22 protein-coding genes and 1 pseudogene are annotated in these 26,278 nt (G+C 72.6%); 6 read left to right on the plus strand and 17 right to left on the minus strand.

From position 1 onward, the window contains the following. Nucleotides 1–24 precede the first annotated feature (24 nt). Nucleotides 25–471 carry an Lrp/AsnC family transcriptional regulator gene (locus ACGFWI_RS35050; RefSeq protein WP_393910102.1) on the minus strand — a complete coding sequence of 149 codons (447 nt, stop codon included), beginning with the start codon at nt 469–471 and terminating at the stop codon, nt 25–27. 90 nt (nt 472–561) lie between these two features. Here ACGFWI_RS35050 and ACGFWI_RS35055 point away from each other — a divergent pair. Continuing rightward, a pseudogene (locus ACGFWI_RS35055) lies at nt 562–774 on the plus strand (rhodanese-like domain-containing protein); the annotation flags it as partial. 91 nt (nt 775–865) lie between these two features. Then, nucleotides 866–1,732 (plus strand): SDR family oxidoreductase, encoded by an 867-nt coding sequence (locus ACGFWI_RS35060; RefSeq protein ID WP_393910103.1) that lies wholly within the window; start codon nt 866–868, stop codon nt 1,730–1,732. Here ACGFWI_RS35060 and ACGFWI_RS35065 read toward each other — a convergent pair. The 5 genes from ACGFWI_RS35065 to ACGFWI_RS35085 form a co-directional block, all read right to left on the minus strand. Next, a complete protein-coding gene (locus ACGFWI_RS35065; RefSeq protein WP_393910104.1) occupies nt 1,704–3,143 on the minus strand; it encodes a GNAT family N-acetyltransferase in 1,440 nt (479 codons plus the stop codon). The genes ACGFWI_RS35060 and ACGFWI_RS35065 overlap by 29 nt on opposite strands. A 78-nt stretch (nt 3,144–3,221) precedes the next feature. Further along, nucleotides 3,222–4,916 carry a DUF885 domain-containing protein gene (locus ACGFWI_RS35070; RefSeq protein ID WP_393910105.1) on the minus strand — a complete coding sequence of 565 codons (1,695 nt, stop codon included), beginning with the start codon at nt 4,914–4,916 and terminating at the stop codon, nt 3,222–3,224. Between the two features lie 159 nt (nt 4,917–5,075). Then, nucleotides 5,076–6,473: a GNAT family N-acetyltransferase gene (locus ACGFWI_RS35075; RefSeq protein ID WP_393910106.1), complete on the minus strand. Its 1,398-nt coding sequence runs from the start codon at nt 6,471–6,473 to the stop codon at nt 5,076–5,078. Nucleotides 6,474–6,557: 84 nt separating this feature from the next. Beyond that, complete coding sequence (locus ACGFWI_RS35080) at nt 6,558–8,210, minus strand: alkaline phosphatase D family protein (protein WP_393910107.1); 1,653 nt, start codon at nt 8,208–8,210, stop codon at nt 6,558–6,560. Between the two features lie 356 nt (nt 8,211–8,566). Next, nucleotides 8,567–9,409: an alpha/beta fold hydrolase gene (locus tag ACGFWI_RS35085; protein ID WP_393910108.1), complete on the minus strand. Its 843-nt coding sequence runs from the start codon at nt 9,407–9,409 to the stop codon at nt 8,567–8,569. A gap of 149 nt (nt 9,410–9,558) precedes the next feature. Between ACGFWI_RS35085 and ACGFWI_RS35090 the strand changes: the two genes are divergently transcribed. Then, nucleotides 9,559–10,482 carry an RNA polymerase sigma-70 factor gene (locus ACGFWI_RS35090; protein WP_393910128.1) on the plus strand — a complete coding sequence of 308 codons (924 nt, stop codon included), beginning with the start codon at nt 9,559–9,561 and terminating at the stop codon, nt 10,480–10,482. Here ACGFWI_RS35090 and ACGFWI_RS35095 read toward each other — a convergent pair. Next, the gene (locus ACGFWI_RS35095) at nt 10,434–11,099 is read right to left on the minus strand and encodes an aspartate/glutamate racemase family protein (protein WP_393910109.1); all 666 of its coding nucleotides are present in this window, start codon (nt 11,097–11,099) and stop codon (nt 10,434–10,436) included. The two genes, ACGFWI_RS35090 and ACGFWI_RS35095, sit on opposite strands and share 49 nt — an antisense overlap. Before the next feature lie 325 nt (nt 11,100–11,424). Between ACGFWI_RS35095 and ACGFWI_RS35100 the strand changes: the two genes are divergently transcribed. Beyond that, nucleotides 11,425–12,171, plus strand: a complete 747-nt coding sequence (locus tag ACGFWI_RS35100) for a GntR family transcriptional regulator (protein WP_393910110.1) — start codon at nt 11,425–11,427, stop codon at nt 12,169–12,171. A 129-nt stretch (nt 12,172–12,300) separates the two neighbouring features. Here the strand turns inward: ACGFWI_RS35100 and ACGFWI_RS35105 are convergent, their stop codons facing one another. After that, nucleotides 12,301–13,488: an ROK family transcriptional regulator gene (locus tag ACGFWI_RS35105; protein WP_393910111.1), complete on the minus strand. Its 1,188-nt coding sequence runs from the start codon at nt 13,486–13,488 to the stop codon at nt 12,301–12,303. Between the two features lie 414 nt (nt 13,489–13,902). Next, nucleotides 13,903–15,603 (minus strand): CocE/NonD family hydrolase, encoded by a 1,701-nt coding sequence (locus ACGFWI_RS35110; protein WP_393910112.1) that lies wholly within the window; start codon nt 15,601–15,603, stop codon nt 13,903–13,905. Between the two features lie 90 nt (nt 15,604–15,693). Between ACGFWI_RS35110 and ACGFWI_RS35115 the strand changes: the two genes are divergently transcribed. Together ACGFWI_RS35115 and ACGFWI_RS35120 are read left to right on the plus strand one after the other, a co-directional pair. Continuing rightward, entirely contained in the window at nt 15,694–16,431 is a 738-nt protein-coding gene (locus ACGFWI_RS35115; protein ID WP_393910113.1) for a TetR/AcrR family transcriptional regulator, read from the plus strand. Nucleotides 16,432–16,521: 90 nt separating this feature from the next. Next, nucleotides 16,522–16,953 carry a hypothetical protein gene (locus tag ACGFWI_RS35120; protein ID WP_393910114.1) on the plus strand — a complete coding sequence of 144 codons (432 nt, stop codon included), beginning with the start codon at nt 16,522–16,524 and terminating at the stop codon, nt 16,951–16,953. Nucleotides 16,954–16,966: 13 nt separating this feature from the next. Here the strand turns inward: ACGFWI_RS35120 and ACGFWI_RS35125 are convergent, their stop codons facing one another. From ACGFWI_RS35125 to ACGFWI_RS35160, 8 genes are all read right to left on the minus strand, one after another. Continuing rightward, nucleotides 16,967–17,983, minus strand: a complete 1,017-nt coding sequence (locus ACGFWI_RS35125; protein WP_393910129.1) for a TolB family protein — start codon at nt 17,981–17,983, stop codon at nt 16,967–16,969. 11 nt (nt 17,984–17,994) lie between these two features. Beyond that, complete coding sequence (locus ACGFWI_RS35130; protein WP_393910115.1) at nt 17,995–19,323, minus strand: MFS transporter; 1,329 nt, start codon at nt 19,321–19,323, stop codon at nt 17,995–17,997. Between the two features lies 1 nt (nt 19,324). Further along, nucleotides 19,325–20,203 (minus strand): alkaline phosphatase family protein, encoded by an 879-nt coding sequence (locus tag ACGFWI_RS35135; RefSeq protein ID WP_393910130.1) that lies wholly within the window; start codon nt 20,201–20,203, stop codon nt 19,325–19,327. A gap of 219 nt (nt 20,204–20,422) precedes the next feature. After that, nucleotides 20,423–20,980: a G/U mismatch-specific DNA glycosylase gene (gene mug, locus ACGFWI_RS35140; RefSeq protein ID WP_393910116.1), complete on the minus strand. Its 558-nt coding sequence runs from the start codon at nt 20,978–20,980 to the stop codon at nt 20,423–20,425. Between the two features lie 11 nt (nt 20,981–20,991). After that, nucleotides 20,992–22,434 (minus strand): adenylosuccinate lyase, encoded by a 1,443-nt coding sequence (gene purB, locus ACGFWI_RS35145; RefSeq protein WP_393910131.1) that lies wholly within the window; start codon nt 22,432–22,434, stop codon nt 20,992–20,994. A 31-nt stretch (nt 22,435–22,465) separates the two neighbouring features. After that, nucleotides 22,466–23,320, minus strand: coding sequence for an SGNH/GDSL hydrolase family protein (locus tag ACGFWI_RS35150; protein WP_393910117.1), 855 nt, complete (start codon nt 23,318–23,320; stop codon nt 22,466–22,468). Nucleotides 23,321–23,657: 337 nt separating this feature from the next. Continuing rightward, a complete protein-coding gene (locus ACGFWI_RS35155) occupies nt 23,658–24,677 on the minus strand; it encodes a hemolysin family protein (RefSeq protein ID WP_393910118.1) in 1,020 nt (339 codons plus the stop codon). Continuing rightward, the gene (locus ACGFWI_RS35160) at nt 24,674–26,017 is read right to left on the minus strand and encodes a hemolysin family protein (protein ID WP_393910119.1); all 1,344 of its coding nucleotides are present in this window, start codon (nt 26,015–26,017) and stop codon (nt 24,674–24,676) included. Before ACGFWI_RS35160 ends, ACGFWI_RS35155 begins: the two co-directional genes overlap by 4 nt. Between the last annotated feature and the right edge of the window lie 261 nt (nt 26,018–26,278).

Below are 26,278 nucleotides of genomic sequence, written 5' to 3' on the forward strand. Positions count from 1 at the left end.
CGCGGGGGCGTCACGGGCCGCCGGTCACCGGCTGACGGGACGGCGGGCCAGCGGCGAGGAGTAGACGACGCTGGTGGTCACCGCGCCCAGTGCGCCGATCCGGCCGGACACCTCCTCCAGATGCTTCATCGACCCGGCGGCGACCTTGATGACGAAGCAGTCGTCGCCCGTGACGTGGTGCGCCTCCAGGATCTCCGGCGTCGTCTCCAGCAGCTCGTGGAACGGCTTGTAGTTGCCGTTCGGGTACCGCAGCCGAACGAAGGCCAGCACCGGCAGCCCGATGCGCTCCGGGTCGATCACCGCCGCGTAGCCCGAGATCACCCCGGCTTCTTCCAGCCGGCGGACCCGTTCGGTGACCGCGCTGGCGGACATGTTCACGGCGCGGGCCAGCTCGGCGTAGCCCGCGCGGCCGTTGTGCTGCAGGACATCGAGGATGCGCCAGTCGGTGGCGTCGGGGGAATAGCCGGTCATCCGCGCTGTCTAGCAGTGGAATCACCGGCAGATCAAGGGTTACGCCGGTGATCATCACTTCTCGGGCCGGGGAGCGGACCGTAGATTGGCGACCAGGGCCATGTCCCGGGCGCCGTCCACCTGCCGACCGCCCGTACCCCGCAGCAGGCGGGGGAGCTGCTCGATCCGGCGGTCCCGGTCGTCGTGTACTGCTGGGGGCCCGGCATCCGGGAAGGCTACGGGACCGAGACCCGGCAGGGCAGGGAGCGGCGCCCGGCCGACCCGCTGACGGCTCCCGCCGGGGCGGGGCACTGCGGCTGCTGAGCCTCCTCCGACCCCCGCCGCTGCCCGCGGAAGCGCGCCGCCCGGAAAACCGGATGACACCGCTACCGGGAGCCCATGACCCTGCTGTGTCATGACCTACGACGACAACCGTCCCGCCGAAGGCTCCCGCCGCGCCACGGACGCCGATGGTCCGCGCCGCGACCCGCTGCCGCTCCTCGGCCGTACCGCCCTGGTCACCGGGGCGAGCCGACGCCGCGGTATCGGCTACGCCGTCGCCCGGCGGCTGGCCGCATACGGCGCCGGCGTCTATCTGCACCACCATGTCCCGCACGACGCCCGGCAGCCCTGGGGAGCGGACCCGGGCGGCCCGGACGCGGTCGCCGCCGGGGTACGTGAACTCGCCGTCCCGGGAGCGGTGGTGGCCCAGGGCCCCGCGGATCTGGCCCAACCGGACGCCCCCGCCCGGCTCCTCGACACCGCGGCCGAGGCGCTCGGCGGCAGGCTGGACATCCTCGTCGCCAACCACGCCCTCAGCGGCAGCGACGGCCCCCTGGACGCCCTCGACGCGGCGATGCTCGACGCGCATTGGGCGGTCAATACCCGCTCGGCGATCCTCCTCGCACAGGCCTATGCGCGCCGGCGCCCACAAGGGCTGCCGGGCGGCCGGATCGTGCTGATGACCTCCGGACAGGACCTGGGCGACGGCATGCCGGACGAGATCGCCTACGGCCTGGCCAAGGGGGCGCTGGCCTCGGCGACCCGCAGCCTCGCCACCACCTTCGCCGACCTCGGGGTGACCGTGAACACCGTCAACCCGGGCCCGGTGGACACCGGTTACGCGGTCGGTGCGCTGCGCGAACAGGTCGCCGGGCGCTTCCCCGGCGGGCAGTGGGGCACGCCCGACGACCCGGCCCGGCTGATCGCCTGGCTCGCGACCGACGAGGCGGGCTGGATCACCGGCGAGGTCATCAACTCCGAGGGCGGCTTCCGGCGCTGACCCCGACCGGGGCCGCGGCCCCGTCGATCTCGTAGGCCCGTAGCCCCTCGCGCTCCCCGACGAACCGGAAGCCCGACCGTTCCAGCACACGCTGGGACGACACGTTCTCCGGCTCCGTCAGGGCGCACACCGTCCGTACGTCGGGGCGGGCGGCCGCCCAGCCGGCCAGCAGCCGCGTCGCGTCGGTCGCCCATCCGGCGCCGCGGGCGGACGGGGAGAGGTCGTAGCCGAGCTCCACAAAGCCGTCGGAATCCGGCGGGCCGTGAAAGCCGATGCTGCCGAGCGCCGACCCGGTGGCCGCGTCGGTCAGGACGAAGACGCCCCAGCCGGGCCGGTAGTTGCCGGCCGCGGCGGCGCGTACGGCGATACCGGCGCCGCCCGAGGTGGTCTCGGGCGGTGTGCCGTCGATCCAGTCGAACCCCGCGGACTCGCCGTCCGCGACCCGCGCGGCGGTGGCCGGCAGCAGCGCGCGCAGCGCCACCCGGCCGGACGTGAGCGCCAGCGGGTAGCCGGCGCCCGAGGTGACCAGCGCCTCGAACAGCGGCCGGTGGTCCACACCCGCGGGCAGACCGCTGACCTGGCCGTCGCCGACCTCCACCACCCGCCAGACGCCGTCGGTGCGCAGCGCCAGATCCGTGGTGACGAAGCGCAGGCCCAACTCCCGTACCGCGGGCGCCACCTGGGTGAGGTCGGGGACGGGGCGCAGCTCCGGGGTGTCGGGGTGCGGGCCGGTCAGCACCGGCTCGCCGTCGACCCACCACACCCGCGCCTCACCCACCGCATCGAAGGACTCGAAGGCGCGCAGCACCACGCCCCCGGTCAAGAACTCCTCCTGCAGGGCGACGAAGCGGCCGACGACCGCGGTCAGCCGCTCGGTGTCGTGCGCGTCCGGGACATGGGCTGCTTCGTCCCATTCGTGCTTACGGGACTTGACCCAGTCCTTGACGACGAGCGGACGGGGCCGGTCCGGCGCGCCGAACGCTTCGGCAAGCGCCGCCAGCGCCGCCCGTTCCGGGGCCCGGCCGGGTGCGCAGGGCAGCCAGACGCTGTGCGGGGTGAGCGCGCGGAAGGTGTCGTACCAGCCCGGGAGCTCATGGGCGGAGCGGTATGCGGCGGGGGAGGTCAGCAGACGGCAGCCGCGGGTGGTGAGCGCAGCGGACAGCTCGGCATAGCGGCCGGCCGGCAGCATCCAGCCGCGGTACCAGACCGGTCCGGCATCGCGCGGCACCCGTGCCACCGCGGCTTCGGCGTCCCCGGCGGTCAGTGCCTCGTGGTCGAGCACCGCGGTCGCCGCGCCGGCCGACTGCGCCGCGGTGGCCTCGGCCGCGAAGTGCGGATCGGTGCGCCGGGGACGCAGCGGGTCGCCGGGGAGCAGAAGGAGCGGCCGGTCCGCCGCGAGATCCACTGTCATGTCAGCGGACCCTACGGACGGCGGCGGCCGGCCACAACACCGTGCGAAGTGGCCGGCCGCCGTACACCCGAGCCGAGGTCAGAGCGCCGACAGCTCGCTGAGCAGATCGTCCAGGCCCAGCGAGCCCTGCGACAGCGCCGCCATGTGCCAGGCCTTGAGATCGAAGTCCGCGCCGTGCCGGGCGCGGGCCGCCTCCCGGCCCTGCAGCCACACCCGCTCGCCGAGCTTGTAGCCGATGGCCTGCCCGGCCATGCCCTGGTAGCGGATGATCTCGCTCTCGACGAAGTCGGCGGGGCGGCTGCTGTGCCCCGCGAAGAACTCGTGTGCCAGCTGCGGCGTCCAGCGCTCGCCCGGATGGAAGGGGGAGTCCGCCGGAATCTCCAGCTCCAGATGCATCCCGATGTCGATGATGACCCGGACCGCCCGCATCATCTGCGCGTCCAGATACCCCAGGCGACGTTCGGCGTTGGTCAGAAAGCCCAGCTCGTCCATGAGCCGTTCGGCGTACAGCGCCCAGCCCTCGGCGTTCGCGCTGACGATGCCCACCGTCGTCTGGTAGCGCGAGAGCGTGTCGGCGACATGCGCCCACTGCGCCAGCTGGAGGTGATGACCGGGCACCCCCTCGTGGTACCAGGTGGAGACCAGGTCGTACGCCGGGAAGCGGGTCTGACCCATCGTCGGCAGCCAGGTACGGCCGGGACGGGAGAAGTCCAGCGACGGCTGGGTGTAGTACGGGGCGGCGGCGCCACCGGGCGGCGCGATCCGCGACTCGACCTGCCGCACCCGCTCCGCCAGCTCGAAGTGGGTGCCGTCGAGTCCCTCGATGGCCTCGTCCATGAGCGACTGGAGCCACTGCCGCGTCTCCTCGACGCCCTCGACCGCCTCGCCGTGCTCATCGCACCAGGCCAGCGCCTCCCACGGTGTCTTCGCGCCGGGCAGGACCTTCTCGGCCTCGGTCTCCATCTCGGCCAGCAGCCGGTGGAACTCGGACCAGCCGTACGCATACGCCTCGTCCGGGTCGAGGTCGGCGCCGTTGAAGTAGCGGGCGAGCCGGGCGTAGCGCTCCCGGCCCACCACGTCCGGCGCGCCCTCGATGGCCGGGGCGTAGCTGTCCCGGAACCAGTCGCGCAGCTCCACCAGGGCGCCGGCCGCCAGCTCGGCGGCCTCGGTCAGCTCGGCGCGCAGGCTGTCCGGGCCCGGGTCGGTGAACTCGGCGAACCAGCTGCGGTCCGTGCCGATCCACTCGTCCAACTGGCCGATGACGGTACGGACTTGGGTCGGTCCGGCGGGCAGGTCCCGCTTCAGGCCGGCGTCGAGCGCGGCGCGGTAGCCCTCCAGTGCGGCAGGTACGGCCCGCAGCCGCTGGGCGATCGCCGCCCAGTCCTCGTCGGTCTCGGCCGGGGTGACCGTGAAGACCTCACGGAGGTGGTGCAGCGGCGAGCTGAGGTTGCTGACCGTGCGCAGGCCCTCGCCCGCCTCGTGGACCGCCAGCTCGGCGGTCAGCCGCTCGCGCAGCAGCCGCGCGCAGATCTGCTCGGCGGCAGCGTCCGCGCCCGGCCGGGACTCCGCCTCGGTGAGCTTCTCCAGCGTCGTACGGGCGAGCTGGGCCACCGCTTCCTGGCCCGTCGGTGAGAAGTCGGGGAGCTTTCCGGAGCTCTCGGCGATGCCGAGGAAGGTTCCGGTGATCGGGTCCAGGTCGATGAGGGCGTCGACATAGGCATCGGCGACCTGGCGGGGCAGCGGACCGCCCCCGGAAGTAGTGGTGTTGGACATGCGTCCATCCTCGTACGGATGGCCCCGCCGCGTCACCGTCATGAGCGCGTACGTTGCTGTCGCTTTGCGGCGCCATGGCCTGTGCGCGACGGCGCCGGCCGGGCGTCGATACGCCCGGCCGGCGGTGTCGGTGCTCGGCGGGGAGCCGTGGGGTGATGCTCAGCGGCGCCCCGTGCCGTCCTGGATCCGTACGCTCTCCCGGGTCTCCCGTCGCGCGGGCATCCCCGACGGGCGTGCGGTGATCACCAGCGTGCCTTCCTCGATCTGGTAGTCGAGCGGCAGCCCGAGGCCGCGCATCGCCGTCACCATGCCGGTGTTCGAGGCCTGGGTGATCGCATAGACACTCTCGCAGCCGGTCTCCGCCGCCATCGTCACCAGCCGGCGCAGCAGCTCGGCGCCGATGCCGCGCTGCTGCCAGGCGTCCTCGACCAGCAGCGCGACCTCGGTCTCGTCGCCGTCCCACAGCAGATGGCCGAGCGCCACCAGCCGGCCGGAGGCGGTCTCCACCGCGAGGGTGCGGCCGAACCGCGGGCTGAGCAGATGGCCGAGATAGCGGTCCGCGTCACCGATCGGGCCGTGGTAGCGCAGCCCCAGGGTCTTCGAGGAGCAGCGGTCGTGCATCTCGCGGGCCGCGGCCAGATCGGAGGTGTCGGCGCGGCGGACGGTGATCTCGTTGCCCTCGGGCAGCGTCAGCACATCACGCCGCGGTGGCACCCGCTGGCCGAGTCTGGCGTCCAGGTCGACCAGCGCGCGTACCCGGGCGAACTCGGTCGGGGTGAACGGCAATTGCGGCCTTTCGATGGTGAGCGAGCCCCCGGAGGGGTCGCGGAACTTCATGAGGTGCTCCTCCAGTACGCCCTCCGTGGGGACCTGCTCCGCGAGCGGCCGGCCGTGCAGCGAGCGCGCGGGCACCGAATGGATCGTGCAGCGCCCCAGCAACTGCCGCAGTGCCAGGGGGAGTTCGGAGGAGTCCAGCGCCGTACGGGTCGCCAGGCTCAGCATCCGGGTCGGCGCATCGACGAGATCGTGCGCATCGGCCCGCTCCAGCCAGCTGTGCGCGCCGCCGGCGCCGGCCACCGTACGGGACAGCTCTCCGGCCGTCAGCGCATCGGGCGCGCGCAGCAGGAACTCGTCGACCGTGCCCTCGGACAGCGGGTGGGTCTGCAGGCTGAGGATGTCCACCCGCCGCGCGCCCAGCGCCGTGCACAGCACGGCCAGGCTGCCCGGCTCGTCCCGGACCGTGGTCCGCATCCGCCACAGCACCGTCTCCTCGCCGTCGGCCCCAGGGGCCTGCCCGGTCGGGGGCGCCGCCGTGGCGCCGATATCGGTCGGCGGCGGTGCGTTTTCGTGGCGTCGTGACCACCAAATGTGGAAGCCGGTCGTGGCCAGCAGGGCGACCGCGGCGGAGCACAGCATCACCGGGCCCGACGGGCCGTGCGCGACGGTGTTGGCGAGGGCGTCGGCCACCGCCACGGCGGTGAACAGGGCGGCCAGCTCGACGACGTCCCGCCGCCAGTGATGGCGGCGGACGGAATTGGCAGAGGATGCATCAGTCATGCACACAAGCCTGGCGCACAGGTGTTGCCTGATCGCCAACACATTGTGTCCGACGGGTAAAAGACGCAATCGACGCATTGGCCTCTACTGTCCTACCTGTCCCGGTTGCAGCACCTTGCTGAACAAAACGTCGCCGCCCTCCTGACGCAGCCGCACCGTCATCTCCCCGCTTCCCCCGTCGATGTCGATCTCGCCGAAGTACTGCGGGCTCTCCGCGGGAGAGGTGTTGGCACGGTCCGGTGCCTTGATGAACGGCTGCTCGGGCCCGAATGTTCCATCCAGTTTCAACGCCTGGAATCCGCCCGCGTTGAGCGGGCCCGACACGAACTCCCAGAACGGCTCGAAGTCCTTGAACGCGGCCCGCTCCGGCGCGTAGTGCTGCGCCGCCGTGTAGTGGACGTCCGTCGTCAGCCATACCGTGCCGGTCACCCGGTCGTGCTTGATGTGCCGCAGCAGCTCCGCCAGCTGCAGCTCGCGCCCCAGGGGCGCGCCAGGGTCGCCCTGGGCCACCGCCTCGAAGTTGGTCTTGCCGTCCGGGACGACCAGCCCCAGCGGCATGTCGGAGGCGATCACCTTCCACACCGCAGGTGAGCGGGAAAGCTCTCGCTTGAGCCAACGCAGCTGCTCCGCCCCGAGAATGCCCTGCGGATCGTCGGTCTGCCGGCCCGGCGAATTGGCATTGCGGTAGCGGCGCATGTCCAGCACGAACACATCGAGCAGCGGGCCGTGGTGCACCACGCGATAGACCCGGCCGCCCCGGTCGGGCCGCAGCGTACGGATCGGGAAGTACTCGCTGAACGCGCGCAGCGACCGCGCGGACAGCACATCCGTCTCCTTCACCGTGTACCGGTCGTCGTCGAGCAGCTGGCCCGGGTACCAGTTGTTGTGCACCTCGTGGTCGTCCCACTGGGTGATCGTCGGCACCTGCGCATTGAAGCGGCGCAGATTGTCGTCGAGTAGGTTGTAGCGGAACGCGCCACGGAACTCCGCGAGCGTCTCGGCGACCTTCGCCTTCTCCTCGGTCGTCACATTGCGCCAGATCCGGCCGTCCGGCAGCGTCACCCGCTCGGGGATCGGGCTGTCGGCGTAGATGTTGTCGCCGCTGCACAGGAAGAAGTCCGGGTTCCGGCGCCGCATGTCCTCGTAGATGCGGTAGCCGCCCCGGTCCGGGTTGATGCCCCAGCCCTGCCCGGCCAGATCGCCCGACCAGTGGAAGCGGACGCCCTCCCGTCGCCCGCCGCCGTCCCGGGCGGAATCCCCCCGGGACTCCGTCCGGGGGGACCCCGACCGCGGTGTACCGGTGGGATTGCGGCCCGTGGGCGCCGTGCGGAAGGTGCCGGTGACCGGCTCGCCGGTGCGCCGGGGGTCATCCGGGTCCGCGAGCAGCACCCGGTAGTGGATCTGCTCACCGGAGGGCAGGCCGTGCAGCGAGGTCACGCCGGTGAAGTCCGTCCCCGCCCCGATCACCGGGCCGTGCCAGGACCTGGCGTTACGGAACGACTCCGTCGCCGCGGTCTGCACCACCATCCGGGCCGGCCGGTCGGACCGCACCCACACCAGACCCGAGGACGTGGTCACATCCCCGACCTGCGCGCCCCAGTCGGCGCTCGGCCGCCCGCTGCGGGCCTGCGCCGGCGCGGCACAGGAGATTGCGGGCAGTGCCAGCACCGCCGAGCCGGCCGCCGCGCCCTGCAGCAGCGACCGCCGTCCGAAGCCGCCGCCGGATCCCTGCGCCATGTCCAACCTCCATGCCTCGACCGACTTCACTGCCGCCCCGTTCGTATCGCTGTCCGGTGCCCCGCAGTCGAACGGACGGTGAACAGCGGCCCGTTCGCGGTCCGCGGTGCGCCCTTCGGCCGGGCGGGTCGGGGCCCTGCGACCCACCGGACCCGGGCCATGGTCGCAAGACCACGGGCCGATCGCCAGGACGTTGCCGGGACGTTTACGGTCCGGTTCGCGCCGCCGCAGCGGAGGCTCCGGGGAAGGTGACACCGCGAGCCGTCCAACGCTGACGCCGCGCTCCGTATCGCCGGCCCGTGATCCGGCCGCGGCCGAACGTTTCCGGAAGCAGGGCCTGGGCCTGGTTGAACTGTTCAGGCCGCCTCCTGGGTCACGGTGTCGAGGATGACCCGCGCCACCAGCGCCGGATCGTCGTGCATCGGCACATGCCCGCAGCCCGGCAGCCGTACCAGCCGCGCGCCCGGAATCGTGTGCTTGGCGCGCACGCCCTGGCGGCGGAGCAGCAGGCGGTCCCGGCTGCCCCAGCCGATCGTCACCGGGAGGTCCGGCACATCGGCGGTGAACCGCACCTCCCGGCCGGCCGCCAGCGTCGGCATGAAACCGGGTCCCTCGCGCAGCGCCCGGGTCTCCGCCACGACGGCCGCGGCCGAACGACGGCCGGGGTGGGCGTAGATGGTGCCGGTCAGCGAGGCGCGGCCGAGCGCGGTGCGGGCCAGGGTCTCCACCACCGGCTGGGGCAGCGCCTGCGCCCCGGCGTACATGCCGCGCAGCACGCCGAAGGCGTACCGCCGCTCGGCCGGGGTCCAAAAGCCCGCGGGCGAGAGCGCGGTGACCGACCGGACGGCCCGCTCGCGGCCCAGCTCCAGGGCGAGCAGCCCGCCCAGCGAGTTCCCCACCACATGCGGACGGTCGACCCCGAGCTCCTCGAACGCCGCGATGAGCAGCGGGACGACCGACGACAGCTGGTAGGAGGAACCGCCGGGCAGCGCGGGGGAGGCGCCGAAGCCCGGCAGATCGAGGGCGATGACCTCATGGGAGGCGGCCAGGATGTCGCAGACCGGACGCCAGGCCTGGAGATGGTGGCCTATGCCGTGCAGCAGGACGACGGGGTCGCCCGCGCCCTTGCGCTCGTACGCGACCGTGAACGGTGGCCGGTCCGCGGGGGTGACACGGGCGAAGGAGACCGGGGTGGCCATCAGAACTCCTTGAGGGGTGCGGTGGTGCCTGGCATGCGCTGACACGATGCCAGCTGAGGCTACTGAGCGGTATCGGGCAGCCGGGGCGTGTACGGGATGTGCGGCACACCACGCTCCCGCTCCGCCGCACAGTGCGGTTTCCGCTGGACATGGCGGAGGCGGGCCGGTGGGATGGAGGGGTGCTGAGCGATTCCACGACCGATCTCACCGATGTCTTCGAGGAGCACCGCCCCGTGCTGTTCGGGGTGGCCTACCGGATGCTCGGCCGGGTGGCCGATGCCGAGGACGTGGTGCAGGACGCATGGCTGCGCTGGTCGGGAGCGGACCGGGCGGAGGTGCGCGAGCCGCGCGCCTTCCTCGTACGGATCACCACCCGGCTGGCCATCGACCGGCTGCGCCAGGTCCAGTCGCGGCGGGAGTCCTATGTGGGCCCCTGGCTTCCGGAGCCGCTGGTGACCGACCTCGGCGGCACCGCCCCGGGCACCGCGGACCGCGCGGTGTTCCACGAGTCCGTCACCCTCGCGGTGCTCGTCGTCCTGGAGTCGCTCTCCCCTCTGGAGCGCGCCGTGTTCGTGCTGCGCGAGGCCTTCGGCTATCCGTACGCGGAGATCGCCACCGCCCTCGACCGCAGTGAGGCCGCGGTACGCCAACTGGCGGGCCGCGCCCGGCGGCATGTCGAGGAGGGCAGACCCCGCTTCGAGGTCGATCAGGACCGGCAGCGCGAGCTGACCGAGCGGTTTCTGGCCGCGGCGGCCGGCGACGATCTGGCGGGGCTGCTGAACCTGCTGGCGGCGGACGCGCGGCTGGTCGGGGACAGCGGAGGGAAGGCCAAGGCCCCGCTGCGGATCATCGAGTCCGCGGACAAGGTCGCACGCTTCCTCTTCGGCGTCGCCAGGTCCGTGCCGCCCGGCATGGAGTTCACCCTCCTCGAACTCAACGGCGGGATCGCGCTGTTGGCGCACCTCGGCGGTGTGCCGGACTCCGTCATCCAGCTCGGTGTCCAGGACGACAAGATCCAGACGGTCTATGTCGTCCGCAACCCGGAGAAGCTGGCGTCCCTCGCGACCAGCTGAGCGGCGGCCCGCAGACCGGTCCGCGGGCCGGCCAGCACCGGCACACCGACATCGAGCCCCTCGGCCGCCGGTGCCATGGAGGCCTGCGCCAGGACGATCACGTTGGCGTCCCGGATCTCCTGGGCGGCGGAGGCGACCGCCGCCAGATAGCCGTCGCTGTCGCCCGCCTCGAAGCGCTCCCAGGCGCCCGGCACCAGCACGGTACGCACGGTGATCCCGCGGCCGGCCCGGCCGGCCTCCTGTGTGATCAAGGCCTTCGTGGGGACGAGGGTGCTTTCCAGGGCGGCGAGTACGGCGATACGCGGGCCGGTGGCGACGGCGGCCGCGGCCATCGGCCGGTCCACCCGGAGGACGGGGAGGCCCAGCGCCGCACCGGCAGTCTCGGCGACCGAACCGATCGTCGAGCATGTGCACAGCGCTGCCCGCGCACCGTGGCGGGCCGCCGCCGCCAGCTCGGCGGACAGGTCGTCCACCACGGCGTCGGGCCCCTGCGCCCTTGCCCGGTCCAGGAGTTCGGGGCGTACGAGGTGATGCATCGCCAGGCCGGGGGCCTCCTCGTCGCGCAGGGCGTCGAAGACCGGGACGTGAACGGGCGAGGTGTGCAGCAGGGCGAGCATGCTGGTGACGGTAGCGAACCGTGGTGCGGAGCGCCTGGGCGGGGCGGCCGGTGCGGGCGGTCGCCGAGAGCCGAAACGGATGCCGGATTGGTCTTGACCAAGGGTGGAGGCGGCCATATCGTCGGGATACTGCAACAACCTTTAATAAAGAAGCGCTCATAATCGGGCGCGCAGGCGGGCCCGCGAGGTGCGGACGCGCAGGCGGGCACGCGACGGTGCGGGCCCGCGAAGATCGGGTGCGCAGGCGGGCCGCGAAGGCAGCGCCTTGTGTGTGGGCCCGAGCCCCATGGGGGCAGCCCCGGTAACGGCCAGTGCGGAGGACAGGGTGGGGACCACGCAGCTCGAAACGGTGCCGGAGCCGAAGTACTGGCACCTCAAGACCGTGCTCAGCGAGGCGCTGGACTCGGAGTTCGCGGTCGGCGAGATTCTGCCCAACGAGCGTGATCTGGCAGCGCGGTTCGGCGTCGCCCGGGCCACGCTGCGGCAGGCGCTCGAACAGCTGGAGCTGGAAGGCAGACTCCAGCGCCGCCGCGGTGTGGGCACCACGGTCGCACCGCCGCGGGTCGGCGTGGCCGTCGACCCCGTCCGCCACACCTGGCCGGGCGCCGCGGGCGACGACTGGCAGCCGGTCGACGCCGTAGAGAGCGAAACGGTGCCCGCCGCGGTGGCCGACCTGCTGGCGACGGCCCCCGGCGAGCCGGTGCACATCGTCCGCCGCAGCCGGGTCACCCACGGTCAGCCAGTCGCCGCCGAGTTGCTGTACGTCCTGGCGGCCGCGGTCCCGGACTGTGTGCGGGCGGCCTCGCTCGGCGCCCCGGCCCGGGCCCGCGCGGTGCTGCATGAGCTGCAGAGGCTGGAGCTGGACGGCCAGGACCGTACCGTCGAACTCGGCTCGGCCCGTGCGGAGGACGCCAAGCAGCTGGACCGGCTGCCCGGCGCGCCCGTCCTGGTGGTCACCACCCGCTATGTCTCCGGGGGCCGCACGACCGCCGTTGCGGTCTCCACCTACCGCGCGGACACCTGCCGTCTGACCTTCGGCGAGAGCGACGCGGTCGCCCTGCTCGCGGGCTGAGCCGCCCGGGGCCGAGGTACGGGCCCACTCCGGACAGCGCTCCGGGGTGGGCCCGTTCGCGTGCGGCCGCAGCCGGGCGGCGGCCCGTCATGCGCCGCGGGGCAGCGGCATCCCGTACGGCCCTTCGGGTCAGCGGCGGCCCGTCACCGCGTCGCGGCGCGGATGACGGCCTGTCACCGTCCCCTCCACCGCGAAGAGTTCGCCCTCCACATGATCGAGCGCGAGCCGCAGCGCCCCGGTGGCGACCGCCGCCTCGCCCAGCTGTGACAGGGCGACCTGCGGCGGGCGCAGACAGTAGCGCGCCAACTCCCCGCGCAGCGGCTCCAGTACGCCGTCCAGCCCCGCCGCCCAGCCGCCGATCACCACCAGCTCCGGGTCGAGGGCCAGCACCAGGGCCGCGACATCGTGCACCAGCCGGCGGAGGAAGCGGTCGACCGCCTCCCGGGCCTGTGCGTCGCCCCTCCGCGCCGCCGTGAAGACCGCCGCGACCTGCGCCTCGTCCAGCGGGTGCAGCGGCTCGCCGGTCGTCGACAGCAGCTTTTCCGGGGTCGCCTCGCGGCCGAGCAGATGCAGGGCGCCGATCTCCCCGGCGGCCCCGCCGAATCCGCGGTGCAGGCGTCCGCCGATCAGCGAGCCGGCTCCCGGGCTGAGCCCCGCCAGCACGAAAACGATGTCATCGGAGCCGGTGGCCGCCCCCAGCCAGTGTTCGGCCACCGCGGCGGCATTCGCGTCGTTCTCGACCAGCACCGGGCAGCGGAACGACCGCCGCAGCCGCTCACCCAGCGGCAGTCCGGTCCAGCCCGGCAGCGCCGTGCTCAGCCGTACGGTCCCGTCCGCCTCCACGATGCCGGGGCCGGCCACACCGACGGCCCGCAGCGAACTGCGGGGCACGTCCGTGCGGCGCAGCAGATCGGCCACCACGGCCCGGACCCGCTCCAGCCGCTCATCGGCCGGTGCGGTCTCCGCCACGGGGCGCTGCGCGGTGTCCAGCACCCGGCCGCTCAGATCGGACAGCAGGGCCGCGATGCGGTGCGGCCCGATCTCGATGCCCAGCAGATGACCGGCCTCCGTACGGAACCGGAACCGGCGGGCCGGCCGTCCCTGGCGGCGCGTCTCGCCCTCCTCGGCGGCCGCCTCGACCACCAGGCCGGTCTCGATGAGCCCCTCGACCACGCCCTCGACCGTCGGCCGGGACAGGCCCGTCACCTGGACGAGATGGGTGAGCGTGGGGGAGTCCGCGGCGCGCAGCGCGTGCAGCACCACAGCGGAGTTGATCCGTCGCAGCAGGGAGGGGTCCCCGCCGGTGAGCCGCCCCAACGTCCGTCTCCCTCACTTTGCGTGTGTGGCGGATCGTAGCCGGTCACCGGATGGGCGGCGAGCCCCGGAGCGGCCGGCCGGGCGGCGCACCAGTGGCTCGCCGCACCATGGCCCGAGGCCGCCTCGCCGAACCACACGGACGCCGTCCTGGGTATGGCTCCCGGTGTGCGTCCTCAGCACCCACGCGGGCCGACGCCTGGTCCTGCCCCACCGCACCCGCACCCGCACCCGCCCACGACGGACGCCGCTGCGCGACAGCGCGTTCCGTACGGGCCGCGGCCGTACGTGACCATGCTCCGTCCGGAAGGTGGCACCGCAGTGAACTCGTCGTCGAACGACCGTCTCGCTCCGTGTCGTCCACCGGCGCGGACGGCGCCTTCGCCGCCCATGACGGCGAAGGCGCCGGTGCTCCCGTCAGCTGTCAGAGGCCGGGCCGGCGAACTCCCCGTCCGCGACGGGGAGAACGAGTGCGGACGGGTGGTGGAGCGAGACGTCGGCCGGTATGAGCCGGGTGGCCGTCGCCGGAGGTTCGCCGGTGCCGGTGTTGCGGGCGAAGCGTGGGTGGGCGCCGCCGCTGACCTGCAGGCGGATCCGGTGTCCGGCGGGGAAGCAGTAGGCCGTGGAACTCATCGCCACCGTGACGGCGGCCGGTGCGGTTCCGGTGGGTTCCGTGGTGTCTGCGGGCTGCAGTCGTCGCAGACCGTCGCAGACGTTGGCGGAGCGGTCCCGGCCGTCGACGTCGCAGAGCCGGGCGAAGATGTCGGCGTGCCCGGTGTCCGTGCTGACCCGTAGTTCCACGCCGACCGGGCCGAAGAGGTGGACCGGCTCGGTCAGCGGTGCGGTGGTGAAGGTCAGCACGTCGTCCCTGGCTTCCAGAGCGGTGTTGTCCTGATGCCCGGCCTTGGGGGACAGCAGGGGGCCGCCGACCGAGGGGGTCGGGTCGGCCGGGTCGTAGCGGAAGGACAGCGGCGCCGACGCGTTCTCGGGCATCCGGGTGCGCAGTGTGCCGTCGCCGTCGAGGTACCAGCGGTGGCCCGGCGTCGCGGGGGGCCAGTCGGGAAGGTCCTGCCATGCCTGCCGGCCGCCCACATGGACGCGCGCCCTCGTCTTCCGCAGGCCTGACGGGTCGGCGCACAGGTGGGCCCGCAGCCAGGCGAGGCTTTCCGCGAACACCTCGGGCCAGCCCTGCTGCAGTGCGGAGTGGTGCGTCCAGGGGCCGACGAGCAGGGCGGTGTCGCAGCCGGCGCGCCGTAGTCTGCCGTACTGCTGCAGGGTCTGGTCGAGGAGCACATCGTGCCAGCCGGTGATCAGGCAGGTCGGTACCTGCATGCGTGCGGCCACGGCCCCCAAGTCCGCTCCTTGCCAGTGCGCGTCCTCCGGGTCGGGGTGGGCCATCGCCTCCTCCAGGAACGGCACCCGTCCGCCCAGACCGGGCGCATACGTCTCGCCGAGGGGAAGGGCGCGCGCGATCGTGCGGGCGTGGCGTTGCAGCCGCAGCGCGGCCCACAGAAACCTCGCTGTGCCGCGGTGCTGATACACCCGGCCCATGGAGGTGGCAAGGGCGCCCTCCAGGGCGAAGGCGCCTCCTGGGTAGAAGTAGCCGTGCAGGTTGTGCAGGCCGACCTGGATCACCATCGCGCGCAGTTCCGGCGGCGGGTCCGCGGCGAGCGCCCACTGCGCGTAGCCGAGGTAGCTGGCGCCGATCGTGCCCAGCGCGCCGGAGAACCAGGGCTGCTCGCGCAGCCAGGCGACGGTGGCCTGCCCGTCGGCGGCCTCGTGGTCCCACAGCGCGGACTCACCGCCGGATCCCCCGGTGCCGCGGCAGCTCTGCAGGACGACATGGAAGCCCTGTTCGGCGAAGAGCACGCCGTAGATCGGCGCCCAGGGGAAGTGCCGGCCGTACGGCGAGCGGACCAGGAGCGTGGGGAAGTCGCCGTCGGCCAGGGGGAAGTAGTGGTCGGTCAGCAGTGCGCTGCCGTCGGCGGCCGGCACCACGAGGTCGGGCTCGTAGGCGATGTCGTGGAGCTTGGGAGGCAGGCCCCGGAAGGAGCGCCGCATGATCCGGGCGTGCAGGGGCGGCTTCTTCGCGGACGCGTGGTGTGTCGCCGTCGTCATGGGGCCTCGATTCCTGGGCGGCATATTTCCAGTACGTTGTACGAGAATAGCGTGTGGTGGGATGGCCGCAAGGAATGAGGAGAGGTTGCCGTGCCCCGTACAGGCTCATCCGGCCGTCCTGCCGGTGTGGATCCCGAGCTGCTCTGGTCGCAGGCCGAACGCCCGCGACGGGGCAGGCCGCCGGCACACAACCGCGCCGCGATCATTGCCGAGGCCGTTGCCCTTGCCGACGCCGAAGGACTCGCCGCCGTCACGATGCGCGCGGTCGCGTCCCGGATCGGAGCGGGCACGATGTCCCTCTACAGCTATGTCCCCAACAAGGAGACGCTGCTGGAGCTCATGATCGACCACGTGAGCGGCGACCACCGGCTGCCGCCCGGGCCCTCCGGCAACTGGCGCGCCGACCTCCGGGAGATCGCCCACGAGCAGCGCGCGATCATGCACCGTCACCCCTGGCTGCCCGGCGCGCTGCCCGCACAGCAGACGCTCGGCCCGAACACCCTCGCCGTCTGGGAGTACACCCTCGCCGTGCTCGCCCCCGTCGGCCTGGATGCCCGGGCGATGCTGGAGACCTTCAGCGTGCTCACCGGCTTCGTGGCCAGCCACGTTCTGTACGAACTCGCCCAGGAGCGGACGGTCGAGGCCGCCGGCCGCACCTCTGGCGAACTCCTGGACAAGCAGGCGCGCCACCTCCGGTCCGTCGCCGCCGGAGGCGGTTTTCCTCATCTTGCGCAAGCCCTGGAGGCGACGAGCAGCGACCCGGCCCCGCAAGCCGTTTTCGACCGACTTCTCGACCGCATGATCAACGGCCTCACGGCAGCGACTTGACCCCGGCGCCGGCGTTCCCGGCAGCGCGCCGAGGTGCGTCCGCACGGTCCGGGAAGGCCAATTGTCAGACCCGGGCGGTTTACTGACGGCATGACCATTGACGCATATCTGGCCGCCATAGACCGGTTGCGGATCCGGGAGTTCCCCGCCGTTCCGGGCCGGTCCGCCATGGTCGAGAGCGGGCCCGGGTTCCACATAGCCGGCCTGCGGGTCAGTCAGGATTTCTGGGACGCGGACCTCGCCGAGGTGGCCGAGGCCGCGGAGGAGTTCGAGGACGAGCTGACGGCGCTGGTGCAGGCGCTGTCCTTACGGTGGGGCGAGCCCGAAACCATCGATCTCGCCGACCACTTGGAACGGACGGCGAGGGGGATACCCGTCCGGCCGCCGCTGGACGCGCTGTGCGGATACGTCCCGCGGATGCACGGCTGGCGGGTGCAGGGCCGATGGATCGGGGTGGGCGTGGGACAGGGCGACCGTGAGCTGCCTTTCCAACTGCTGGTGGCGGTGGGGGAGGGGAGATGAGGCGGATGCGGTGTCAGTGGGGGAAGACGGGAGCGAGCGCAGCGGTGACGAGCCGGTGCGGGGTGCCGGTGCCGTCGGCGGGGACGGTCCACAGGTCCGAGCCGAAGTCGCCCGGCAGGGAGTAGACCAGGGTGTGGTCGTCGCGCCAGACGGCCTGGTCGTCGACGTTGCGGTGTTCGCCGGTCGCGGTCTCGTGCAAGGTGCGCAGATCGAGCATGTACAAACGCCATGGGGCGTCCGGATCGGCGCCCTTGACGCGTTTCTTGTACGCCAGGCGGCTCCCGTCGGGGGACAGTGACGGGCATTCGACGTTCGGGTGCAGCGCCCGGAGGGTGCGGGTGGTGCGGTCGCCGCGGACGAGGTAGGTCTTTCCGGCCGTGGCGGCGGTGGCGTAGAAGTGGGTGTCGTCGGCGAAGGTGACGCCCCAGATATTGATGTCGGCCGCGTGCACCGGATGACCGTCCACGGTCAGTGCATAGGTCTCCAGGTTGAGGTCCGGATGCCGGCCGCGGGTATCGACGACGGAGGTGCGGGTGGAGAAGGCGGATCCCGCGTAGGAGTCACCGCTGACGAAGACGGTCCAGGCGACGGTACGGCCGCTGGGGGAGACCCGGGCGCGGGTGGGGGTGCCGGCCAGGTCGTAGTGGCGCAGCGGGTGCAGATGGTTGTCGAGGACCACGGCCCGGTAGGTGTCGCGGAGCGTGCCGTGGACGGCCTGGAGACAGAGGCCGGTGCCGGCGGCCGCGTGGAAGCGCAGGCAGCGGATGCCGGATGCGGTGCGCGGGCCGGATAGGCGACCGGCCGGGACGGCGGTGATCTCGTCGCGGTGCGGGCCCCAGGCCATGGTGCGGAACAGGCTGCGGTGCGGGTCGTCCAGGCGTACGGCTCCGGAGGCCACCGCGGGCCCGCCCGCCCGTGTGTGGTCCTTGCGGGCAGCGCGCCCTGCGGCGTGCAGGGTCGCGCCGACAGCGACGCCGCCGAGCACGAGGACGGTGGCGAGCAGGAGGTACAGGCGCGCGCGGCGGCTCAAGGGGGTGTGGTTCACCGTGCTTGCTCCGAGGGGGAGTTCGGGGCCGGCGCGGGCACCGCACGGCGCAGAAGGGATGCGCTGAGGGCCGCGGCGAGCGCCAGGCCGACGGCGGCGGACAGGACGGCGGTGTGGTCACCCCAGGCGGTCCAGGCGGCGCCGAAGGCGAGGGAACAGACGAAGCGAGCGGCGGTCTGGCCGGTCTGCACCACGGCCAGCCCGCTGCCGCGGGCATCCTCGGGCACCGCATCGGCGGTCGCCGCCGCCAGCACTCCGTCGGTCGCCGCATAGAACGTGCCGTGCAGCACCAGCACGGCACAGACGAGTGCCGCACCGCCGACCGGCGGTGCCAGCAGCAGCCCATAGGCACACAGCAGCGCCAGATGGCCGGCCAGGAACAGCCGCCTGCGGCCGATCCGGTCGGCGACGGCCCCCAACGGCACCGCCAGCAGCAGAAACGCCGCGGCCGTGCCCAGCGGAAACAGCGGGAACCACGCCGTCGGCAGATCCAGCCGCCGCTGCAGCGTCAGATAGAGGAAGGAGTCGCTGACGGTGGTCAGCCCCAGCAACACCGCACACCCCGTCAGCCGGCGTACCTCCGGCCGCCCCAGCAGGGCGCGCACCGGCGTCCGGGGACCGGCCGGAGCCCGCTCGGCAGCATCCTTCGTGGCGGCCGCTGCGCGGCGCGGGACGAACAGCAGCAGGACGACCACGCCCAGTACGGCCACACAGAAGCTGACCGTGAAGACCGCGTCATAGCCTTCCGCCGCCGCCCGCAGCAGCACGAACGCCACCAGCGGCCCGCACAGTGCGCCCGCCGTGTCCATGGCCCGGTGCACCCCGAACGCCCGTCCACGGGCGCCCGGTTCGGCGGCGAGGGAGATCATCGCGTCCCGTGGCGCGGTCCGCAGGCCCTTGCCCGTACGGTCCACCGCCAGCACCGCCCCGATCAACGGCAGCGAGTGCACCACCAGCAGCAACGGCTTGCAGAGGGCGGAGAGTCCGTATCCCACCGCGGCCACCGCCTTGTGACCGCCGCCCCCGCCCCGGTCCGACAGCCGGCCACCCATCAGCCGGACCAGCGCACTCACCCCGTTGTAGACCCCGTCCAGCACACCGAACCCCCAAGGGGACAGGCCGAGTTCGGTGACGAGGTACAGCGGGAGCACGGCGGTGACCATCTCCGAGGAGATGTCGGTGATGAGGCTGACGGTGCCCAGGACGAGCACCGTCGAGGGGAGGGCGGACGCGGCGCGCCGGCCCGGACGGCGGTCCGTTCCGGCGCGCCGTTCACCCGGCGGTGCAGCGGCCGAGGGGGCGGAGCGGCGGTCCGCGAGATACACCTCAGCCGGCCCAGATGCCGCTGATGTCCTTGGCGTCGGCGGCGTTCCCCGCATGCGAGGTGCCGTACATGTCCTCAAGGGTGCGCAGTACGTCGTAGTGGTTGTAGGTGGTGGCGGAGGTGGCGCCGGCCGTGACCGGCTGGCCGTAGAGCACGGTGGGGATGCGGTTGCCGCTGAGCCGGTTGTCCTCGTCGAAGGTGAGCAGCAGCAGGCTGTTGTGGGTCTTGGCCCAGTCGGCGTAGGCCTTCAGATGGTCCTTCAGCCAGGTGTCACCGGTGGACACCGAGCAGTCGTGCATATCGCTGCACAGGTTCGGGACGACGAAGGAGACGGTGGGCAGCTTCGAGAAGTCGGTGGGGAAGGCGTCGAAGGTGTGCGCCGAGCCGGTGGAGACATTGCTGAAGCCGAACCACGGGTTGTGCTTCTGCGCGTACTTGCCGCTCTTGCAGGTGGTGGAGCCCTCGGACGGCAGCGACTCGTTGTAGCTCGCCCAGGACTTGCCGGCCGACGTCACCTCGGAGGCGAGGTTGGGGGCCTTGCTGAACCCCGGATCGACGCAGCTGTCGTCGGTGACGCCCTGGGTGTCGCCGGAGAAGAGGGCGTAGTAGTTGGGCTGGCTGGGGTGGGTCTCGGCATAGGACGCGGTCAGGCTGGCGCCCCCGGAGGCCAGGGAGTTGATGTACGGGGCGCCGGAGCTGCCGATCACCTGGCTGTAGGCGTGGTTCTCGAAAACGACCACGACCACATGGTCGGGGGTGGGCACGGCTGCTGCGGCCGGCTCGGCGCCGAAGCCGGTGCCCGCCCAGAGGCCGAGTCCGGTGGTGGCGAGGGCGAACGCCCCGGCGAGCGCGCCGGCCCTGCGACGGCGCGAGCGGCGGATGCGGTGGGAGGAGGAGGCGGAAGGCGGGGACGACGGAGCAGGCACGGGGGCCTCCGTACGGGAGAGGGGGGTGCGCGGGCGGCGATAGCGTAGAACCGCCACGCTGGCATGTACACGGCTAGTAGATGACGCGCAGCCGAACGGTGGCCGAGCGACCGGGGCCGCCCACGGGCGCGGCGCGCGGTCCCTCACCCGCGCCGGGCACCTGCCGTCAGCGTCTCACGCGTCGTCGTCGGCCGCGAACGCCGCCGCGCGCAGCCGTCCGTACTCCTCCGCCAGGGTCGCCGGCGTCCAATGGGCGTTCAGCCCGCTCGGGTTGGGCAGCGCCCAGATACGGGTGCCGCCCAGGGTGCGCCCCTGCGGGCCGATCGCGGCGTGCTTGTCGTCGAAGGCGACGCGATAGGCCGTGACACCGGCGACGGCGAGCCAGCGCGGGCGCAGCCGGGCCACCTTCTCGGCCAGCAGCCGGCCGCCCTCGCGGTACTCCTGGGCGGTCAGCTCGTCGGCCTTGGCGGTCGCCCGGGCCACGACGTTGGTGATGCCGAGGCCGTGGGCGAGCAACTCCTCCTGCTCGGCGGGCCGGAACCGGCGCGGGGTGAACCCGGCGGCGTGCAGGACCGGCCAGAAGCGGTTGCCAGGACGGGCGAAGTGGTGGCCGGTGGCCGCCGTCATCAGCCCGGGATTGATACCGCAGAAGAGCACGCGAAGGCCGCTCGCGGCCACGTCCGGGACGAGGCGGTCGCGAGCGGCTTCCAGCTCTTCGGGGGTGAAGCGCACGGGCCCTCGCGTCAGAGGATCGAGCCGGGGGTGTACGCCGCGGCCTCCGGGTGCTGCTTGGCGATCTCCTCGATCCGGGCGACGACGGACGCCACCTGGCCGGCCGCCGCGCCGGTGAAGGAGAGCTTGTCCGCCATCAGGGCGTCCAACTGCGCTTTGTCCAGCGGGATCCGCGCATCCGCGGCCAGCTTGTCGAGCAGCTCGTTGCGCTCCGCGCCCTGCTCGCGCATGGCCAGCGCCGAGGCGACCGCGTTCTCCTTGATCGCCTCGTGCGCCTCCTCGCGGCCCACGCCGGCCCGCACGGACGCCATCAGCACCTTCGTCGTGGCGAGGAAGGGCAGATAGCGGTCCAGCTCACGGGCGATGACGGCGGGGAAGGCGCCGAACTCGTCGAGCACGGTCAGGAAGGTCTCCAGCAGGCCGTCGAGCGCGAAGAACGAGTCCGGCAGCGCGACCCGGCGCACCACGGAGCAGGACACATCGCCCTCGTTCCACTGGTCGCCGGAGAGCTCACCGGCCATCGAGGCATAGCCGCGCAGGATCACCATCAGGCCGTTGACCCGCTCGCAGGAGCGGGTGTTCATCTTGTGCGGCATCGCCGAGGAGCCGACCTGGCCGGGCTTGAAGCCCTCGGTGACCAGCTCGTGCCCGGCCATCAGACGGATGGTCTTGGCCAGCGACGAGGGGGCGGCGGCCAGCTGCACCAGCGAGGTCACCACGTCGTAGTCGAGCGAGCGCGGGTAGACCTGGCCGACGGAGGTGAAGGCCTGGCCGAAGCCGAGGTGCGCGGCGATCCGCTGCTCCAGGTCGGCGAGCCTGGCTGCCCCGTGAGGTCCGCCGCCGAGCAGGTCGAGCATGTCCTGAGCGGTGCCGACCGGGCCCTTGATGCCGCGCAGCGGGTAGCGGGAGAGCAGGTCCTCCAGCCGGGCGTACGCCACCAGCAGCTCATCGGCCGCGGTCGCAAAGCGCTTGCCCAGCGTCGTGGTCTGTGCGGCGACATTGTGCGAGCGGCCCGCCATCACCAGCTCGGCGTGCTGGGCGGCCAGCGAGCCCAGGCGCGCCAGCACGGCGACCGTACGGTCCCGCATCAGCTCCAAGGACAGCCGCACCTGCAGCTGCTCGACGTTCTCCGTCAGGTCGCGGGAGGTCATGCCCTTGTGGACCTGCTCATGGCCGGCGAGGGCGTTGAACTCCTCGATGCGGGCCTTGACGTCGTGCCGGGTGACCTTCTCGCGCTCGGCGATGGAGGCCAGGTCGACGGTCTCCAGGACCCGCTCGTAGTCGGCCAGGGCCTGCTCGGGGACCTCCACCCCCAGGTCCTTCTGGGCGCGCAGCACGGCAAGCCACAGCTTCCGCTCCAGCTTGACCTTGTACTCGGGGGACCACAGGACGGCCAGCTCCGTGGAGGCATAGCGGCCGGCCAGGACATTGGGGATGCGAGGCTTCGCAGACACAGCAGTCACGTGGTCAGAGTCTACTGGCGGTTTACGCAGGCCAGCGCCCCGGTCCCCGCTGTACGTTCCTCCAAGCCGCGCCGGCCGGTGCGGCACCGGCGAAGAGCGGGACGCTCAGCCCTCGTACGGCAGCAGCTCGGGGCGCTTGGGCCGGGCGGCCGTCCCCCGACGAGCGGCCGGTGAGCCGCCGGCCTATCCACGGCACCAGATGCTCGCGCGCGAAGCGCAGATCCGCGGCGCGCCGCGCACCCCAGCCCGGCGGCGCGGCGGTCGGCAGCGGTGCGTCCCAGTCCGACTCGGCGGGCAGTCCGAGCGCCTGCCAGACGGCCTCCGCCACCCGGCGGTGCCCCTCGGCGTTCAGATGCAGCCGGTCATCGGCCCACAGCCGCGGGTCGGACAGCGCCCGCGACGCGTACAGGTCCACGACCACCGCACCGTGCCGCGCGGCCACCTCGTCGATCCGTGCGAACAGCTGCTCCATGCGCGGCCGAAAGCGCGCCAGCACCGGTCCCTGCCGTCCCGGGCTGCGCATCAGCACCAGCCGGCCGCCGCCCCTGGCCAACTGCCCGGCGGCCTCCTCGAACCGCGCACAGACCTGGTCTACCTCGCACTTGGGCCGCAGGACGTCATTGAGCCCGCCGACCAGCGTCACCAGGTCGGCGCCCATCGCGGACGCCGGCCCGCACTGCTCGTCGGCGATCTGCGCGATGAGCTTGCCGCGCACCGCGAGGTTGGCGTACCGGAAGCCGGGCGAGCCGGCCGCCAGCCGGGCGGCGAGCAGATCGGCCCAGCCGCGGTACGAGCCGTCCGGCCGGCCGTCCGACATTCCTTCGGTGAAGCTGTCGCCGACCGCGACGTAACTGGTGTAACGAGCATTCATTTCCATGGCCCGGCGATCCTACCGCTCGACATACCGAGCGGTATGCCCCGGCCCCCCGAGATGCGCGTATCGCCTGCGGTGTACGGACCGATCTCGTCGAAAGGGCGACGAGGAAGGTACGGGTGGACGCACGATGACTCCTCGCCGGGGTGCCCGGTCCCCACGCGCTGACCTTCACCGAGCGGGGCCGCCGCCGGCAGCTCATCGACGCCACCAACGACCTGATCTCCAGTCGCGGTTACCCCGCCATGTCGCTGTCGGCGATCGCCGAGCGGGCCGGGCTGTCCAAGGCCGCGGTGCTCCACCACTTCGCCTCGAAGGACAACCCGACCCGGGCCCCGCGTCAGGCAGCGGGCCGCTGCAGCACCAGCTCCCGGAGCACGTCCTCCATCGTCACCAGCCCGGCCAGCCGCCCGTCGTCGCCGATCACCGCGGCTAGATGCGTACGGGATCCGCGCATCGCCGTCAGCACGTCGTCCAGCGGCGTCGAGGCCTTGACCCGGGCGATCGGGCGCAGCGCGGACACCGGGAACGGCACGGTGCGGGGGGTGGCGTCCAGTGCGTCCTTGACGTGCAGATAGCCGAGGATGCGGCGGGTGTCGTCGACGACGGGGAAGCGGGAGAAACCGGACTCGGCGGCCAGCTGTTCCAGCTCCTCGGGTGTGGTCCCCATCCGCGCGGAGACGACCTTCTCGACCGGCAGCACCACGTCCCTGACCGGGCGGCGGCCCAGCTCCAGGGCGTCCCGCAGCCGTTCCTGCGCCCGTTCGTCGAGCAGGCCGGCCGCCCGGGAATCCTCAACCATCTTCGCCAGCTGGTCGTCCGAGAACGTCGCGGCGACCTCGTCCCTTGTCTCCACCCGCAAAAGCTTGAGCAGCACATTGGCGAGTGCGTTGATCGCGAAGATCACCGGGCGCAGCGCCCGGGTCAGCGCGACCAGCGGCGGCCCGAGCATCAGGGCGCTGCGGACCGGCTCGGCCAGTGCGACGTTCTTCGGCACCATCTCGCCGAAGAGCATGTGCAGATAGGTGGCCAGCGACAGCGCGATCACGAACGAGATCGGGTGGATCAGCGTCTCCGAGATCCCCACCGCGTGGAACACCGGATCCAGGAGGTGCGCGATGGCCGGCTCGGCGACCGCGCCCAGCACCAGGGTGCACAGGGTGATGCCCAGCTGGGCGGCCGCGAGCAGGGCCGAGACATGCTGCAGACCCCACAGCACGCTGGTCGCCCGGCGGTCACCGCGCTCGGCGTACGGCTCGATCTGACTGCGGCGCACCGAGATCAGGGCGAACTCGGCGCCCACGAAGAAGGCGTTGACGACCAGGGTCAGCAGACCCACGAAAAGCTGCAGCGCGGTCATCGGCGGGCCTCCCTCTCCTGCTCGCCGGTGCTGCCGAGGCGCGGGGCGTGCAGCAGCACGCGCGCCGCGCGGTGGCCGGTGGCATCGAGCACATCCATCCGCCAGCCCGCCACCTCCAGGGCGTCGCCGGCGACCGGTATCCGGCCGAGTTCGGTGGCGATCAGGCCGGCGAGGGTCTCGTACGGGCCCTCCGGCAGCCGCAGGCCGATCCGTACCAGCTGGTCGGTGCGGGCGGCGCCGTCGGCCTGATAAACGCTGCGGCCCTCGGCGTCGGTGCCGGCCGGCGCCAGATCGGGGGTCTCCATCGGATCGTGCTCGTCGCGGACCTCGCCGACCACTTCCTCGACGATGTCCTCCAGCGTCACCACGCCGGCCGTACCGCCGTATTCGTCGATGACCACGGCCATCGTGCGCTTGCCGGAGAGCCGGTCCAACAGCCGGTCCACGGTCAGCGTCGTGGGCACGAGCAGCGGCTCGCGCACCAACTCGGAGACCGGGTGCCGGGGCCGGCGGTCGGCCGGGACGGCGAGGACGTCCTTGATGTGCGCCACCCCGACGACGCTGTCCAGGCTGCCGCGGTAGACGGGGAAGCGGGACAGCCCGGTCGCCCGGGTCGCATTGGCCACGTCCTCCGCGGTGGACTGCACCTCCAGCGCGATCACCTGCACCCGCGGCGTCATGACGTTCTCCGCGGTCAGATCGGCGAGATTGAGGGTGCGGACGAACAGCTCGGCGGTGTCGGGCTCCAGCGCGCCTTCCTTGGCGGAGTGCCGTGCCAGCGCCACCAGTTCCTGCGGGCCGCGCGCCGAGGCCAGCTCCTCGGCGGGCTCCAGGCCCATCCGGCGGACCATGCGGTTCGCGGCGTTGTTGAGATGCCGGATCAGCGGCTTGAAGGCGGCGCTGAAGCCGCGCTGGGCGGTGGCCACCTTCTTCGCGATGACCAGCGGGTTGGAGATGGCCCAGTTCTTCGGGACCAGCTCGCCGACGACCATCAGGACGACCGTCGAGATCGCTGTTCCGAGCACCAGGGCGGCCGACTCCGCCACCGAATGGGGCAGGCCCATCGAGCCCAGCGGACCCGCCAGCAGGGTGGCGATGGCCGGTTTGGACAGCATGCCGATGACCAGGCCGGTGACGGTGATGCCGAGCTGGGCACCGGAGAGCTGGAAGGTGAGGCTGCGGACCGCCTTGAGGGCGCTGTCCGCGCCCCGGTCACGGCGCTCGGCGGCGCGTTCGAGGTCGCTGCGCTCGACGGTCGTGAGGGAGAACTCGGCGGCGACGAAGACACCACAGGCCAGGGTCAGAAGGAGTGCCACGCCCAGGAAGAGCAGGTCGGTCATCGAGTCACCTCCGTCCCATGATCGAACAGGATCGGGAGGTTCGCGCTCTGTCGAAAGGATGATCGACAACTAGGAGGCTCGTCCATGGCTGGACGCTCACACACCTTTCACTCGGGGGAGGGGAGACTCCATCGTAAAGGAGCAGCAAAGTTGGTGGTCCGGGGGCGAGCCCGCCCCGGCCGCCCGGGGCCGGGGGGGGCGCCCCCCGCGCGGCCCGCGGGCCCCCCCACGGGGTGGGTGTCGGGCGGGGGGGGGGGGGCT

It is taken from the genome of Streptomyces sp. NPDC048434, assembly GCF_043200375.1.
GTDB lineage: Bacteria > Actinomycetota > Actinomycetes > Streptomycetales > Streptomycetaceae > Streptomyces.

Coding starts and splice junctions, on each gene's coding strand:
- ACGFWI_RS35120 (WP_393910114.1), top strand. CDS start 16,522: ATGACCATTGACGCATATCTGGCCGCCATAGACCGGTTGCGGATCCGG.
- ACGFWI_RS35060 (WP_393910103.1), top strand. CDS start 866: ATGACCTACGACGACAACCGTCCCGCCGAAGGCTCCCGCCGCGCCACG.
- ACGFWI_RS35080 (WP_393910107.1), bottom strand. CDS start 8,210: ATGGCGCAGGGATCCGGCGGCGGCTTCGGACGGCGGTCGCTGCTGCAG.
- ACGFWI_RS35150 (WP_393910117.1), bottom strand. CDS start 23,320: ATGGAAATGAATGCTCGTTACACCAGTTACGTCGCGGTCGGCGACAGC.
- ACGFWI_RS35070 (WP_393910105.1), bottom strand. CDS start 4,916: ATGTCCAACACCACTACTTCCGGGGGCGGTCCGCTGCCCCGCCAGGTC.
- ACGFWI_RS35155 (WP_393910118.1), bottom strand. CDS start 24,677: ATGACCGCGCTGCAGCTTTTCGTGGGTCTGCTGACCCTGGTCGTCAAC.
- ACGFWI_RS35085 (WP_393910108.1), bottom strand. CDS start 9,409: ATGGCCACCCCGGTCTCCTTCGCCCGTGTCACCCCCGCGGACCGGCCA.
- ACGFWI_RS35160 (WP_393910119.1), bottom strand. CDS start 26,017: ATGACCGACCTGCTCTTCCTGGGCGTGGCACTCCTTCTGACCCTGGCC.
- ACGFWI_RS35065 (WP_393910104.1), bottom strand. CDS start 3,143: ATGACAGTGGATCTCGCGGCGGACCGGCCGCTCCTTCTGCTCCCCGGC.
- ACGFWI_RS35110 (WP_393910112.1), bottom strand. CDS start 15,603: ATGACGACGGCGACACACCACGCGTCCGCGAAGAAGCCGCCCCTGCAC.
- ACGFWI_RS35050 (WP_393910102.1), bottom strand. CDS start 471: ATGACCGGCTATTCCCCCGACGCCACCGACTGGCGCATCCTCGATGTC.
- ACGFWI_RS35095 (WP_393910109.1), bottom strand. CDS start 11,099: ATGCTCGCCCTGCTGCACACCTCGCCCGTTCACGTCCCGGTCTTCGAC.
- ACGFWI_RS35075 (WP_393910106.1), bottom strand. CDS start 6,473: ATGACTGATGCATCCTCTGCCAATTCCGTCCGCCGCCATCACTGGCGG.
- ACGFWI_RS35090 (WP_393910128.1), top strand. CDS start 9,559: ATGGCGGAGGCGGGCCGGTGGGATGGAGGGGTGCTGAGCGATTCCACG.